Raw genomic sequence first — 14,072 nt, forward strand, 5'->3', positions numbered from 1 at the left:
ATGTGATGTTTATTTTTTAATTAGCAAATAAATTCGGTGGTTTTGCTTCACAACGGAAAATCGGGCCGCCTTTTGAACTGAACTTGATCTCATACTCCGTCATGACATTACCGGTAAAACTGCTGTTATGCAAATCATACGATACTTGTTCCAGACGCCACTGGTAATTCGTGAATTCCTCCAGGGAAAAATGAAACAGCGGTTCGTTGTCTGTTTTAAAATGAATCTCTCCGGCAGGAGATAATAGCTGCCGGTACATATCCAAAAAGCGGTGATGCGTCAGCCGACGCTTGTCGTGACGGGCTTTGGGCCAGGGATCGCAGAAATTGATATAAAACCGGTCAACTTCTCCTGGCGCAAAAAGATTCATGATATTGTTAATATCAAAAACTAATAACCGTACATTGGTTAACTGCTTTTCTGCAATTTTCTGTGCGGCATAATACAATACGTCCTGCTGTGCTTCAATTCCGATAAAATTAATATGCGGATACATTTCAGCCATACCGCAGATAAAACGGCCTTTTCCTGTCCCCAGCTCAACATGCAGTGGTGCTGTCCGTTCAAAAATACTTTGCCACTGGCCCTGATACAGTTCCTCTGCCGGCCGCAGTACAAAGCTGTTATATTTTTCTAAAGCCTGGCCTACCCATGGCTTCTTTCGTAAACGCATATCAATCGCTCCCAGCCATTCTATTTCGCAGGTTTAATCCCGCTCTAAACCATATTTCTTCAAATAACGGTACAGTGTTACCCGGCTGACGTCAAGCATATTTGCCAAACGGCTAATGTTACCTCCCGCCGCTTTCCAGGCCTCTACAAATATTTCCCGATCTTCTTTCCAAGCCTTTCCAGGAGTGGATTCTCCTGGCAGAATAATATCATCACCGGTGATATTTTCACCGGCAGTATTGAAGAAGGCCTGCTCCACAACGCCCTGCAGCTGCTTGATATTCCCCGGCCATTCGTAAGACATCAACAGCTTGGCGGCCTCGTCTGTCAGCACTTTTTTGGCAAGGTTATGCTGTTCAGCCAATTCACTGATAATATGTTCCGCAAGTAAGGGAATATCATCTTTGCGGGAACGGAGGGAAGGCATGCGCAGTACTACTTTACTGATGATATCATGGAGCTGGCTGGCAAATACTCCTTTTTCCGTCAGGCGTTTCACATCGCTGTCACACGCGGCAATAATCCGCGCATCAAAGGGACGCGGTACATCTTCCCCGGCGCGGCAGGTCTTACCTGAAGCCAGCGCAGCCGCAAGGCGAACCTGCAAATGATACGGAATTTTCTCGACTTCATCCAGGAACAGCGTCCCCCCGTTAGCCAATTCTAATTTGCCCGGACGGCTTTCTTCGCCAAAGATACTGCCGAACAGTTCACCTTCCAGCATTTCTGCCGGCATATCCCCGCAGCGGACAGAAATCAGCGGCCCTGCCGCCCGGGTGCTGGCTTGGTGAATGCCGTGTGCGAGCCGTTGCTTGCCTGTCCCCGGCTCACCTTGCAATAAAGTATGATTACCACTTTTTGCGGCCCTGGCCGCCTTATCCTTCATCGAAGAAAAAGCCGTATCCTGCCCGACCATTGATCCCATGCTGTACCGGGCTGTATAACCAACGGCGTGAGCCACCAGCGTACGCAAATCTTCAATTGGCTGGGATATAGCCACAATACCGCCCACTTCATTATCCCGGTACAAGGGGACGACGGTTGTAATGTCTTCATAGGTTTTTTGAGCCGTAATCCAAGTGACTTCTTTATTATAGGAAGGTATTCCTAAAAAGCCTTTGTACAACGGCGTATGACGATAGTTCAATACTACATCGCTTAAATTCGGATACACGTCCCCTTTATTGTAAGAGGCAATCCCCGAAAGACGGCTTTGCCCCAGCTTATTGGTATACGCCACTTCCCCGCCCGGTAAGATATGATAAACGGCATGGGGTACAGCATCTAAAATTGCCTGCTTGGCATCAAGCCTTTCCTGCAGCTGCAGGTACGTTTCCAGGGCATGGGTCATGCTGAGCATTAATGCGGCAATAGAGCTATAAGGCAGCTCTTGCTGCTGCACTGATACCAGTGTGAGAATATACTGCAGTTCGCCGTTTAAAAATACCGGCGCCGAGCAGGCATCCCCGTTCTGACATTCCTTTATCCACATTTCCGGACCAAAAAGCAGAAAGGGGGTTTTATGCCTGGCCACAATTGCAATGCTTGAAGTCCCGATATCTGTTTCTGCCAGCCGTGCCCCTTCCACTTCCCCTGCCATCTTCTGAAAAAACGGCAAAGCATAATTTTTTAAAACATGGCATTCATTATCAAGCAACAGCAAGCTGAGATTGTATAAATTAAAATGCTCATCAATTTGCCGGTACAGCTCGTCCAAGTAAGAAAGCGCCGCTTTGTGCCGCTCCCGCCGTTCGGCTAATTCAGTTTTGGACAGGCGGTATAAATTGGGCATTACTTCTGAGGCAATGCCGGCTTCATGGCTGACCTGCCAGGACTCGGCTACCCAGGGATGAACATTGGGATCAAGGACGCCATCAGCTATGTATTTCGTATAATAGGTTTGCAGCTTTTCTTTACTACGTCGTTCGCGAATCATAAATAACCTCCACCAACGCACAATTTTTAAAGAAATCATACCATAAAATCAAGTTAATCGAAAGTGTATTCACCAATAGACTTTACAAAAACAAGCTCATTTTGCTTGCCGCGATTAGAATCCTATGCTCTTGCGACCTTTACTCCTTTATCGGACGTGCCAGTGACTTCTTTCTTATTTTCGCCACATTACGGCCTAAAAACCACTTCTTTTCTTCTGGCTTATCCTGTTAAATTTTTGTTATACTGGATATATATTATTAATTTGGAGGTAATATCCATGACAAACACCATGGTGCATCATGTTGCGGTTGAATATGATCCTCTGTTATCGGTTGCCGAAATGACTGCTATTGTTGAAGAAGAAATCGCTCAGTGGAAAGATCGCCATAAAGAGCTGGCCCGTGTCCTGCTCACAATTGACGGAGAGAATGTGGAGATAAAAGCAATTGAGAAATCGCCCGTACGCCGGGTTCGCCGCATTACAGGCTACCTTTCCAACATGGAAAATTTTAATGACGCCAAGCAGGACGAGCTGCATGCCCGCTTCAAACATTGCTGCGGTTAAATCAATCCCCTCAAGCCATTAGGTTTGAGGGGATTGATTTACTCTGGAGAACCGAATGAAGAAGGTTGTGCCCGAATCATCAGTAGTAACTTGAATGACGGCATTATGCCGGGCAGCAATACTATAGCATATGGCTAAGCCTAAGCCGGTACCGTTGTCCTTCGTCGTAAGAAAGGGAGTTCCCAGCCGGTTTAAAATCGCCGGAACAATGCCGCTGCCCTCATCTTCAACAGCTAAGGTTACTGCCTCCGTATCGGCAAAAGTTCGTATGCACATTTCTCCGCCAGGCTGCATGGCTTCCAGTCCATTACGTACTAAGTTCAGGATAAGCTGGCGCATTTCACTTTCATCTAAAATTAGTTCCGGTACGGGCTTGAGGTCAAGCTGGATGCTCTTTTCTGCCATTAACGCATCGGCACGAAGCAGCGGATAAATGACTTCAATAATAGCATTTAGATTATGCGGTTTTTTATCCATTTTTTTATTGCGGGCCAACGCTAGAAATTCCGATAAAATCGAGTTGGCCCGGTCCAATTCTTCAATCATTAGATCCAAGTATCCTTTAAAAGGCTGGCATTCCTCCTTTTTACTAAGCAATTGTAAAAAACCCCGTACAGTTGTCATTGGGTTACGAATCTCGTGGCTGATTCCCGCAGCCATTTGCCCGATTAAGTTAAGCTGTTCGTAATGGGCAAGGTCCTTTTCCAGTTGTTTCTGCCGTGTAATGTCACGACCGACGGACTGTACTTCCACCAGACGGCCCTGATTATTAAAAAATCCCCGGTAGGTCCATTGCACCCAGCGTACTTCACCCGCTCCGTCGGTAATACCATATTCAGAAATACACGTAGGTGCTGCCGAAGTTAATGAGGCAATTAATGCGCGAATATTCTGTACATCGAGTTCCGGCACGCCCAGCCTATCGAGAGTTTGCCCGTAAACCTCATAGTGTTTTTTATGGAGAAACCGGCAATAAGCCCGATTGGCAAAGGTCACTGTCAAATCGGGAGTATACCGGCAAATAAATTCTGTCTGATCCTCAACGATGGCTCGATAGCGAGCTTCGCTGGCAGCTAAGTCGTCCTGCAGGCGACGGTTAGCAGTCATCTTCAATTCCCTGGCCATAATTCACCCCCGCAGCAAATAACATATGGCTCTTTATTTCGACACGAATCGGCAAAGTCCCTTCCCTTTTTCTACAATCTGCGCAGAGCAATCGCTTCCCTTACTTTTTGCATATTGGCCACCAGACGTTCTTTATTTTGCAGCATAACACCAATATATAAGACGTCGACAATTGCCAGGTGCGCCAGACGCGATGCCATTGCTTCCGAGCGATATTTTGTTTCCCTGGCTGAGGCTACCAGCGAAATATCTGCAAGCTCCGACAAGGGCGACTTCATGTAGCTGGTTAAAGCAATAACGGTAGTACCACTTTTTTTGGCTGTCGCCACCGAATCAAGCAGTTCCCGGTTGGAGCCAGTGTGCGAAACGGCAACAACCACATCACCGGGAGACAGCAGGGCTGCTGAGGCGATTTGCATATGCGAATCGCCATAAGCACGCACACACACGCCAAACCGCATAAAGCGGTGTTCGATGTCGGCAGCAATAATCGCCGATCCGCCTGAGCCATAAGCATCAATTCGTTTGGCCCTAGCCAATGCGGCAACGGCCTCTTCGACGGCCTGCGGATTCAAAAGCTTAAGCGTATCCTGCAGCCCCTCATTAATACTATGGAATACCTTGCCTGCAATGAGCGAAATGGAATCCGCAGAATCAACTTCTTCGTAAACTGTTTCCATAGGTGTATATAAATCACCGGCTAAGGCAATTTTAAAGGCTTGATACCCCTTAAAACCGATTTTTTGACACAGGCGAAAAATAGTAGCCTCAGCACTGCCTGCCCCTTCTGCCAATTCTGTAATTGAAAGATGAACAACAGCTGCCGGATTGTCCAGCATATAGGCAGCTACCTTTTGCTCAGCTTTGGTCAGTGAACTGAAGACACTGCGAATTCGCGGCAAACAGCCACTAATCTGTGACGTTGACGGTTGCATGACTATTCCTCCCTTACGAGTCTTATATTATTGTAGCAAGATACGCCTGTTTCGTCCAAATATTTTATCGTTCTATTCTCTGGCACACAATAAGAGGTTTACTTTTCATTGCCGTCATGGTATGAATAAAGATGTCCCAAACCACACACAGGAGGATTATCATGCACAAAGAAGCTATTTTCGGAGTTGATATTGGCACTACGGGCTGCCGGGCCGTACTTTATCGTGTAGATGGTACTATACTGGCAAGCCACTCCATAGATTATCCGTTGTATACTCCCGAATCCGATTGGGCAGAGCAGGACCCTGATGAAATCTATCAAGCCTTTGTTACGGTCGTCAGCAAGGCGATGGTACAATCCGGTATCACCGCCAAAGATATTGCCGGTATGTCATTTAGTTCGGCATTACACAGCCTGATACCGGTCGACGCGGCTGGCACCCCGCTTTACCGGATGCTTACCTGGGCTGATAACCGGGCACAAAGCTATAAAGAAAAAGTAGCATCAGGCGATGACGGAAAAGCAATTTATTCGCGTACCGCCTGCCCGCCTCATCCGATGTTTCCCTTGTATAAGATTCTCTGGTTCCGTTATGAACGACCGGAAATGTTTCAAAAAATTGCTAAGTTCATCGGTATTAAAGAATATATTATTCACCGGCTTACCGGCAAATACATCATTGATAAATCTATCGCTTCTGGTTCCGGCTTATATAATAACCAAACACTAAGCTGGGATGAACAGCTGCTGGAATTAACCGGCCTCAGACAGGATCAGTTATCGGAAGTTGTGCCGACTACTCATATTGAGCGTCAAATCGACCCGCAAATCGCACAGTCGCTAGGCATTGCGCCCGATACCCCGTTAATTATGGGTGGTGGTGACGGCATGATGAACTGCATCGGCTCTGGTGCTATTAATCCCGGCCAGTTGACGCTAACGATCGGTACAAGCGGTGCTGTGCGGGTAATCACTACCAAGCCTTATAATGATCCGAAAGGCCGAACCTGGTGCTACAATCTCAGCGAAGATTACTGGGTTCTGGGCGGTGCCATTACCAATGGCGGCATTGCACTGCGCTGGGCAAAAGAAAAATTTGCTTCAACAGAACAAAAAGTTGCCGAGCGTCTGGGACTGGATGCTTATGATATTCTCAGTCGTTATGCCGAGCAAAAACCGGCAGGCTCAGATGGGCTGATTATGCTGCCATTCTTCGCCGGTGAGCGGGCGCCTTACTGGAATGCCAATGCTCGCGGTGTCCTGTTCGGCCTGAATCTCAATCACGGCAAACGCCACCTGGTGCGGGCAACGATGGAGGGCATCTGCTACCGGATGTACAGTATCCTCCAGGCACTGGAAGAAGTATCCGGCCAAGTGACGGAAATTCGGGTCAGCGGCAGCTTCACCCGTTCTCGCCTGTGGGTACAAATACTCGCCGACGTGTTCGGCAGGGTCATTACCGTTCCCGGCGAGCCGGAGGGTGCTGCCTATGGCGCTGCTGTACTCGGACTGTATGCACTGGGCTTTTTACATGATATCAAAGAGGTAGGCAACTTTATTAACATCAAGGAACGCTATTATCCCTCTACGGAAAACCATGAACGCTATCAACAGCTTTTCAAAATATATGAGCGGATTTACTGGAACCTGCAGCAAGAATTCGAAGAAATTGCGAAAATACAGCGAACCTGGAAAAATTAAAAAACAGCAGTGGAATCTCCCGTTGATTCCACTGCTGTTTTTCTGCCTGTATTTATTTTGCCAGTTTCAAATATTCCAGCTCGGCTTCATGCTGTATGGAGCGGGTAGACAACAAACTAAGCATTTTTGATTGTTCCGCCTGTGCTTTCACGATGCGGTCCGTCTCCTCCTGCGTAGCCATTTCTTCATGAATAATTTCGAGCAATTTCATCAGATCATTCTGCTGAATAGCCAGACATTCGTCAAGCTTAGCATTCATAATGCTGTATTGAGCCGCCAGGTGGTGTGTGAGATTCGTCTCCAGTTCATCCGCCCGGCTGTCAAGCTTGTCCAGCTGAAGCGCAAGCGTATTTACCCGGGAATCCAGGCTGCCCATTTTCAACTGCAAATCATCCATCCGAGTATCCAGCTTTGTAAAATTCTGCTGCAGAACCTGTAACTGCTGCAGTACTGCTGTTTGAAATTCTTCCGCCGTCACAGCCCTAACACCTTCCATTTTTTTACATTTTCCCTGATCCGCTGCTATTATTAGACAAAATTAGTATATCATACAATGCGGGCAGGGAAAAGAAAAAAGAGTCAGGCCGTTGATAAAGCCCCATCTGCGTTGGCAGGCTTGCGGGAGCTCACTTGCCGTACCGCCGCTGTACTGTCTTCGCTCGCTTCCTCAGCCTTTCTAGCATCTGGGACTTTCTGAACGTCCTGGGAACGCATTTTGACAAAAAAAAGAGTCCGGTATAACCGGACTCTTTTGCTTTACTTACATACGGTATTGATTCATGTCTTCGCCAAAGTGCTGAATAACGGTTTTAAACTCGCGGATTTTATCCATCATATCCTGCAATTTATCATTGTATACGCTAACGGCGGCACTGACTTCTTCACTGGCAGCAGAGTTTTCTTCAGAAATGGCTGCCAGGGATTCAATCTTACTGTATACGGTATTGATCCCCCGCATTTCATTTTCCAGCTTATTGATCATATCCACAATATTATCGGAGACATGGTGAATGTTCTCAACATGACGGGTATTGCCTGTCACAACCGCCGTTAACTGGCGGCTTTCCGTAGCCAGAATATCATATTCTTCTTCAATGAGCCGCACAACGCCGCTGATAATATCCATGAGTATTTTAAGATCACTGGAAATGCTCTCCGAATGGTGATGAGACTGTTCCGCTAATTTCCGCACCTCTTCTGCTACGACGGCAAAGCCGCGCCCCTGCTCGCCCGCCCGGGCCGCTTCAATTGCCGCATTTAAGGCAAGCAGATTGGTTTGTCCCGCAATTGCCGCCACCAAGCCGGTAATCTCCGTAATTTTCGCTGCCTGGGACTGAAGGTTTTCTGCAGATTTTTTGACGGTGGCAAACATATCCAGACTTTTCGTTAATTTACTGCTGGAAGCGTGTACTTCCTCAAAACCTTTATTAATTTGCGACACCGCCGCTTCAAGCTGCTGCTTATTGCGGTTTTGTTCGGCCACGACGGTAGTCAGCGTTTCCATATTGCCACTGAGAATATGTACGGCGCCTTCCGTTTCTTCCGCCTGATTGGTAGCGGCATGAGCAACATCATTCACGACGCCGGAAATCTCGTTAGAGGTAGTGCGCATCCGGTCGGCAAGAGTATTAAATGTACCTGCATACTTATCCATTTCATCTGTAATGCCCTTAAACCCTACGAAGTCGGTCTTAACCCGCTCCCGGTACTGATTAAGCTGGCTGGCCAGTGCTTCCAGTTCATCTGCTGACTGCAGATGAACTTCTTCAAAGTATCTGCGGTCAATCAATGCTCCAACTATCTCTTTTATCGAAGCTAGCGGCCGCAGCAGCCATGCTGCGCTAATGCCGGCAATGACTCCGCCCGTCAATGCTCCCCACAGCAGATCGGTAACGCCTGCAAGCTGTAGAATCTGATTGATTACAAGTGACCCCAGCACCACGCTGATGGCAACTTTTCCTGGAATGCTTTTCAGCCCGCCTATCGCCAGCAGCCGGTTAAAGCGGTATGTAATAGTCCGCGAGATCGGTTGAGGAAAGCGGATTTTAACTTTTATGTGCTCGCCTGACGATTCCAGCACTTCTGTTTGAATATCTTCCTTAAAAAACTCGGCAGCACCTGCCAGCAAACCATACATATAGCCAAACATGCCCCGCTTGGACCGGTAAGACAATACTGCTTCATATTGAGAAACAGGATGAATTAACAACTCCGGCGGCTTTGCTCCCGGTATTCGCTTAACCATAACGACATGGACATCATACATCGATCGTAAAAAAGAATAGAGATTTTGTTGGCGAAAAAAAGCCGGATAGGCCTGCGAAAAGGTCGTAATATTATCTTTGCCGATTACCCGCCAGATTTCATCATCCGTTTTTCCTGTCTGCTTGGCCAAATAACTGACAAAGGTTCGGGTCTTTTGGTCTTCCACATCTTCAGTCATTGAAAACATTTTGTCACTAGCCCAACCGGCATGCTCCATAGCAGCTGCAGTCAGGCTCTCCCCCCATATCCGGCGGGCCGTGTTCACCCAAGTGCTGACAACGGTACCTTTCATAGCTTATCATCTCCATCTAGTCGCTTGACTCACCTTTTGAATTCGCTTCCACTGGAGATTTTCCTGTATAGTTCATAATGAAAATTACTGCTTCAGCGGCCCGGAAACGAAATTCTCACTTTCGCCTGCCGTTAACTAGCAGCAGGCCGCGTCAGGCAAAGCCGGACGCGGCCCAAAACTATCGTTTTACCGAAACAATCAAATCTACCTTTACTGCCGAGTTAAACGGCAATTCTGCCACACCGACCGCAGAACAAACCGGTCCTTCGGCACTGTCAAACACTTTCTCCACCAGTTCGGCTGCACTGGCAACAACTTTAGGCTGCTCAACAAATCCTGGCATACTATTGACATAGCCGGCTAGCTTAACGACCTGATCAACATTATCCAGATCACCAATCACCCGTTTTATTGCTGCCAAGCAATTAATAACACAGACTTTAGCCGCTTCATAACCTTCTTCCAGCAGCACTTCTCTGCCTAGTTTTCCCTGGAACTTAATTATCCCATTTACCAGAGGAAGCTGCTCTGAAGCATAAACGTACTCCCCAACCTGTATAGCGGGCTGGCCGTGATGTCCCGGTTTTGGCGCCTCCGGCAGCATAATGCCCATCTCCGTTAGTCTGGTTTCATAGCTCATATAAACCCCCTCCAGTTTCTTTGCGGATTTAGCCATACAAGTATTACGGATAGAATCGATCCGCTTATACGATATTCACTATCGTGCTCTTTGGTGTTTGCGGGTCATTTAGTTAATCATTAGTGCCCTTTTAGTGTGACATTGCAGCAGATTTATATGTAGATTGTTAAAAATTCCTACCATTCGATGACATTGTTTTGGACAAACTAACAATAGTCTGCTGCAAAGGTGTTGGTAGAGATGGAATTTCATGATCAAATCTGCGGCTACATTCAACAAATGCGACGCATCGGCTACAGTCAGGCTGCGATTACTCAGATTATTTCTCATTATTCTGGCTATCCTGACTGGGCTGAGCTGCCTGATCACAAGCAACGGCGTCTTGTTGCCGACCTGCGTCGTCATGTCCATATTGCCCGCAGATGGCAGTACGCGGTTACCGGATACCTGCAATAAATAATGCAAATAAAATAAAAGCAGTGGAATGAATCATTCCACTGCTTTTATTTTGATCAATTACCGGTATCTGCTTTAACCATCATGGTCTTTTTTTTTGCGCGTTTTACGAAGTAAACAATAACGATAACCATTGCAATCACCAGTACTGACCCAATCATCATTGCTTCGGAATACTGATTAAACAAATCAATCGCTGCCGGGCCAAAATAAAAGATCAGAATTCCTTCTAAAAGAAACCGCTTTGCCCGCCCCAGAAAGGATACCGCCATAAATACAGACCATTGAATGCGCAGTGCTCCAGCGGTAATACAGACGAACTTGTAGGGAATAGGTGACATGGCAGCCAGAAAAATCGCCCAACCAGCATTGCCGGTTACATGATCCTGCACAGAACAGATATATTTATCCGGTATGAGCCGGCGCGCAGCTTTAACACCGACTTTTTGACCGATCCAATAACCAATTGCCCCTCCTGCCACCGAAGTAACGGTAGCAATCAGGCCATAGAGAATTGCTTTTTCATGATTCGCCAGCGCCAGCGGAATTAAAATCAAATCCGGCAAAATAGGCGATATAAATGACTCGGCAAAGGAAGCAATAATGAGCCCCAGCAGGCCCCATTCCAGCAGCACCTTCGTTAATTCTTCCATAGGTCTCCTCGTAATACAATCTCTATTCTAGTTTTGCGAGATCAGTTAAATATATACAGACTAGCTAAAAATGCAAACATTAAAACAAAAAAAGACCTTAGTACGAAATTAGTCCATACCTGAGGTCCTGTTTTATGCCGCTATTGGCGTATGTCAAGTGCGTAATCGCTCCCCGGCTGACTATTGACCCAACCAAACTGCTTGTTGCTCAGCTTAATTTTAGCCAATTACGCTGATGATGTCAAGAATAGTCATTCCATCGTTTCTGTAAATAATACCGACACGGTTGTGCCCTGAGGAGATGTCTTTACATTAATGGTGGCACCATGGCGTTCAGCAATACGGTAGCAAACAGGTAAGCCCAAACCGGTACCATTATCTTTGGTCGTGACAAAGGGTGCGCCCAGTCTGTCCATAACTTCTTTTGCAATCCCGGTTCCCATATCCTCAACCGCCAATACGATATATTGGTCCTGACGAAACGTGCGAATCGAAACAACGCCACTTTCGTTCATTGCTTCCAAACCGTTGCGGACAAGATTCAAAATTAGCTGCCTGATCTCTTTTTCATCAAAGCAGGTATCGGGAATATCCCCCATTACAGTCTCAATACAGTGGCCCGACCGGAGGGCATCAGCCTGCAGCAATGGATATAGCCGCTGAATGACATGATTGATATTATCCAGCTGCATTTTAACAGCCTTATTCTTAGCCAAAGAAAGAAACTCTGTAATAATCGAATTGGCTCTGTCTAATTCTTCAATCATGGTATCAATTTGGCTGCTGTAAGCGGCAAAAGCTTCTTTTCTTTTAAACAGCTGCAAATAGCCTCGTACGGTAGTCATCGGATTCCGAACCTCATGACCAATTCCGGCAGCCATTTCGCCAATGATGTTTAACTGTTCGAATCTCGCCAGTTCATTCTCCAGCTGCTTCTTTGCGGTAATATCAGTCATAACACACAAGTAACACTCAACAGCACCTAGCGTGATCGAATCTGCACTCATTAAAGCAATACGCGTTTCTCCAAATTTGGTGCAATATTTGATTTCATAATTGCTCAGCCTGCAGGATGCGGCCAGATGGGCCTTAATCTTTTCAGCCTCTCCATCCTGTAAGAATTTTATTTCATCAATACTACGCCCAATGATTTCTTCACGACCAATTCCCAAAACCTGCGAGAAGCTTTCATTGACATCAATATAGGTTTTATCTTTCAGCGAAATAATTGCCACCATACTGGGATTCATATGAAAAGCCTTAAAAAAGCGCTCTTCACTTTGAACTTTTTCCGTCACCTCCCGGGAAATAACCAAGGCCGTCTGCACCTGTCCCGCCTCATCCTTTTCCGGTGTTACGCGGTTGCGGTAATACCTGCCGACGCCTTGCTCATCAACATAATGAGAATCATATTCATACTCTTCCCCGGTACAAAATACTTTTTCCAGTTCGTCTCCCAACGGCAGGCTAATGAATTCGGAGTAAATTCCGTATTCACCACCTTGTTTATAAACAGTCCTAAGCGAGGTCCCCCACAAAGTATGGAAAGCCTGGTTAATATAAACACGCCGCATTTTTTGATCAATTCTGGCAATTCCATATGGACAATTATCCAATAAAGTTTTATATTCTGCTTCGCGATATTTTAACGTTTCCCTAAGATCATGCACCGCAGAGCTGATGATATCCAATTCAGGAAACGAGCCTTTGTCCCGCTCAGGCATTTTCCCGCTGACTACCTGCTGGATCAACGCTTTTATGTCTTCTCTGAATTTATTATAAACAAACCAGCCAAGCGCAAAAACACCATACCAAAGGATCACGATGGCAAAAAAGCTGGGCAGCAATTCCCGGAAAGCACTGGCAAGGTACTGTTTGTGTTTTATATAGGCAAAAGTATTGGCAATAACCTCACCCTTATAAAATACCGGATACGCTACGCTAATTACATCATCGCCGGCCCCATTAATCGAATTATTAAGAGTCTTAAAACTATAAGCTCCTGTTTCATAGGTAACTTTAGCGTTCGGCGTAATTCCCCGGCCCATCTTGTCTTCATTAAAGTTTGGCGATAGTGCAATGAGTCCGTTAAATGACGGTGACGAAATACCAATAGCGTATTCCGGGTACCGGGACTGAATTTTATCTATAACCGGCTGTAAAGCATCGTGCCACTTCCTAACATCTTCCGGACGTATGGTCCGGTTCTCTTCTAAAATCTGCACAATAATCGGCTTTAAGTGATGCTCTGCCATGGAAGAAACATAAATCAGTTTCTGCTTTTCCTGCTCGAGGTGCAGATCATCCCGCACATCGATGTAATAATACGACAAAAACAAAGGGGGCATCGTAACAATAAAAAGCAGCACAAAAAATATTTTTTTAAGGGCATTTGAAGGCCGCATCTCATATTCCTCCCGGAAAGAGCTAGGATACTGCAGCAAGACAATGGTCCATAAGTAAAATACTGGAACAAACTTGTTTTCCCTTCTTTTTTATCGGCATTTTCAAAAAAAATCGACAGCTGCCTGTCTGCACCTGTCGAGAAAAAGTACTGAATGACGATTTTATTCTAAAATTTATAACGGTCAGCAAGCCACCAGGGAAATCCGTTCCAGGTACTCCTGACACTTGTATAAACATTTCTCATTCGGATTGCCGACCAAAACACACAAAAGCCGGTTATGGCAATTTGTACGGGAAGGGAAAGTCCGTTGCGCCAAACGACGGTTAATAACCACACTAACAAATATAATTCGCCTGCTTCCAGCAGTACAGGCAGAAGCATTTTAGCATAAAACTTTAATGTGTTGATGGTAATTACCCCC

At 46.2% G+C, this 14,072-nt stretch carries 12 protein-coding genes; 3 read left to right on the top strand and 9 right to left on the bottom strand.

Going from position 1 to position 14,072, the window contains the following annotated elements:
- Window positions 1–16 precede the first annotated feature (16 nt).
- Both trmB and EV210_RS09330 read right to left on the bottom strand, forming a co-directional pair.
- Window positions 17–673, bottom strand: a complete 657-nt coding sequence (gene trmB, locus EV210_RS09325) for a tRNA (guanosine(46)-N7)-methyltransferase TrmB (protein ID WP_132078958.1) — start codon at window positions 671–673, stop codon at window positions 17–19.
- A gap of 33 nt (window positions 674–706) precedes the next feature.
- Window positions 707–2,608: a sigma 54-interacting transcriptional regulator gene (locus EV210_RS09330; RefSeq protein WP_132078961.1), complete on the bottom strand. Its 1,902-nt coding sequence runs from the start codon at window positions 2,606–2,608 to the stop codon at window positions 707–709.
- A 279-nt stretch (window positions 2,609–2,887) separates the two neighbouring features.
- Here EV210_RS09330 and nrdD point away from each other — a divergent pair, with 279 nt between their 5' ends.
- Window positions 2,888–3,175, top strand: a complete 288-nt coding sequence (gene nrdD / locus EV210_RS09335) for an anaerobic ribonucleoside-triphosphate reductase (protein WP_132078964.1) — start codon at window positions 2,888–2,890, stop codon at window positions 3,173–3,175.
- Between the two features lie 18 nt (window positions 3,176–3,193).
- Here nrdD and EV210_RS09340 read toward each other — a convergent pair whose 3' ends face one another.
- Together EV210_RS09340 and EV210_RS09345 are read right to left on the bottom strand one after the other, a co-directional pair.
- On the bottom strand, window positions 3,194–4,300 hold the full coding sequence (locus tag EV210_RS09340; protein WP_132078967.1) for an ATP-binding protein: 1,107 nt from the start codon (window positions 4,298–4,300) through the stop codon (window positions 3,194–3,196).
- 71 nt (window positions 4,301–4,371) lie between these two features.
- Window positions 4,372–5,235, bottom strand: coding sequence for a MurR/RpiR family transcriptional regulator (locus tag EV210_RS09345; protein WP_132078970.1), 864 nt, complete (start codon window positions 5,233–5,235; stop codon window positions 4,372–4,374).
- Window positions 5,236–5,396: 161 nt separating this feature from the next.
- Between EV210_RS09345 and EV210_RS09350 the strand changes: the two genes are divergently transcribed.
- Window positions 5,397–6,938, top strand: coding sequence for a gluconokinase (locus tag EV210_RS09350; protein WP_132078973.1), 1,542 nt, complete (start codon window positions 5,397–5,399; stop codon window positions 6,936–6,938).
- Window positions 6,939–6,990: 52 nt separating this feature from the next.
- Here the strand turns inward: EV210_RS09350 and EV210_RS09355 are convergent, their stop codons facing one another.
- The 3 genes from EV210_RS09355 to EV210_RS09365 all read right to left on the bottom strand — a co-directional run bounded on the left by EV210_RS09355 (window position 6,991) and on the right by EV210_RS09365 (window position 10,135).
- On the bottom strand, window positions 6,991–7,416 hold the full coding sequence (locus EV210_RS09355) for a hypothetical protein (RefSeq protein WP_132078976.1): 426 nt from the start codon (window positions 7,414–7,416) through the stop codon (window positions 6,991–6,993).
- 282 nt (window positions 7,417–7,698) lie between these two features.
- Window positions 7,699–9,495, bottom strand: coding sequence for a heme NO-binding domain-containing protein (locus EV210_RS09360; protein ID WP_132078979.1), 1,797 nt, complete (start codon window positions 9,493–9,495; stop codon window positions 7,699–7,701).
- A 178-nt stretch (window positions 9,496–9,673) separates the two neighbouring features.
- Window positions 9,674–10,135, bottom strand: a complete 462-nt coding sequence (locus EV210_RS09365) for a RidA family protein (protein WP_207900692.1) — start codon at window positions 10,133–10,135, stop codon at window positions 9,674–9,676.
- 240 nt (window positions 10,136–10,375) lie between these two features.
- On the opposite strand from EV210_RS09365, the gene EV210_RS09370 reads away from it, so the two are divergent.
- Entirely contained in the window at window positions 10,376–10,591 is a 216-nt protein-coding gene (locus EV210_RS09370; RefSeq protein WP_132078985.1) for a hypothetical protein, read from the top strand.
- A 56-nt stretch (window positions 10,592–10,647) separates the two neighbouring features.
- Here EV210_RS09370 and EV210_RS09375 read toward each other — a convergent pair whose 3' ends face one another.
- The gene (locus tag EV210_RS09375; protein WP_132078988.1) at window positions 10,648–11,244 is read right to left on the bottom strand and encodes a YqaA family protein; all 597 of its coding nucleotides are present in this window, start codon (window positions 11,242–11,244) and stop codon (window positions 10,648–10,650) included.
- A gap of 251 nt (window positions 11,245–11,495) precedes the next feature.
- On the bottom strand, window positions 11,496–13,649 hold the full coding sequence (locus EV210_RS09380) for a PAS domain-containing sensor histidine kinase (protein WP_132078991.1): 2,154 nt from the start codon (window positions 13,647–13,649) through the stop codon (window positions 11,496–11,498).
- Window positions 13,650–14,072: the final 423 nt, after the last annotated feature.

This window comes from Anaerospora hongkongensis (genome assembly GCF_004339805.1).
Taxonomy (GTDB): domain Bacteria; phylum Bacillota; class Negativicutes; order Sporomusales; family DSM-15969; genus Anaerospora; species Anaerospora hongkongensis.

What these genes read in the sequence shown, in the direction of transcription:
- EV210_RS09370 (WP_132078985.1), top strand. Translation starts at nt 10,376, where the DNA reads ATGGAATTTCATGATCAAATCTGCGGCTACATTCAACAAATGCGACGC.
- EV210_RS09365 (WP_207900692.1), bottom strand. Translation starts at nt 10,135, where the DNA reads ATGAGCTATGAAACCAGACTAACGGAGATGGGCATTATGCTGCCGGAG.
- EV210_RS09330 (WP_132078961.1), bottom strand. Translation starts at nt 2,608, where the DNA reads ATGATTCGCGAACGACGTAGTAAAGAAAAGCTGCAAACCTATTATACG.
- EV210_RS09375 (WP_132078988.1), bottom strand. Translation starts at nt 11,244, where the DNA reads ATGGAAGAATTAACGAAGGTGCTGCTGGAATGGGGCCTGCTGGGGCTC.
- EV210_RS09380 (WP_132078991.1), bottom strand. Translation starts at nt 13,649, where the DNA reads ATGCGGCCTTCAAATGCCCTTAAAAAAATATTTTTTGTGCTGCTTTTT.
- EV210_RS09340 (WP_132078967.1), bottom strand. Translation starts at nt 4,300, where the DNA reads ATGGCCAGGGAATTGAAGATGACTGCTAACCGTCGCCTGCAGGACGAC.
- EV210_RS09345 (WP_132078970.1), bottom strand. Translation starts at nt 5,235, where the DNA reads ATGCAACCGTCAACGTCACAGATTAGTGGCTGTTTGCCGCGAATTCGC.
- trmB (WP_132078958.1), bottom strand. Translation starts at nt 673, where the DNA reads ATGCGTTTACGAAAGAAGCCATGGGTAGGCCAGGCTTTAGAAAAATAT.
- nrdD (WP_132078964.1), top strand. Translation starts at nt 2,888, where the DNA reads ATGACAAACACCATGGTGCATCATGTTGCGGTTGAATATGATCCTCTG.
- EV210_RS09350 (WP_132078973.1), top strand. Translation starts at nt 5,397, where the DNA reads ATGCACAAAGAAGCTATTTTCGGAGTTGATATTGGCACTACGGGCTGC.
- EV210_RS09360 (WP_132078979.1), bottom strand. Translation starts at nt 9,495, where the DNA reads ATGAAAGGTACCGTTGTCAGCACTTGGGTGAACACGGCCCGCCGGATA.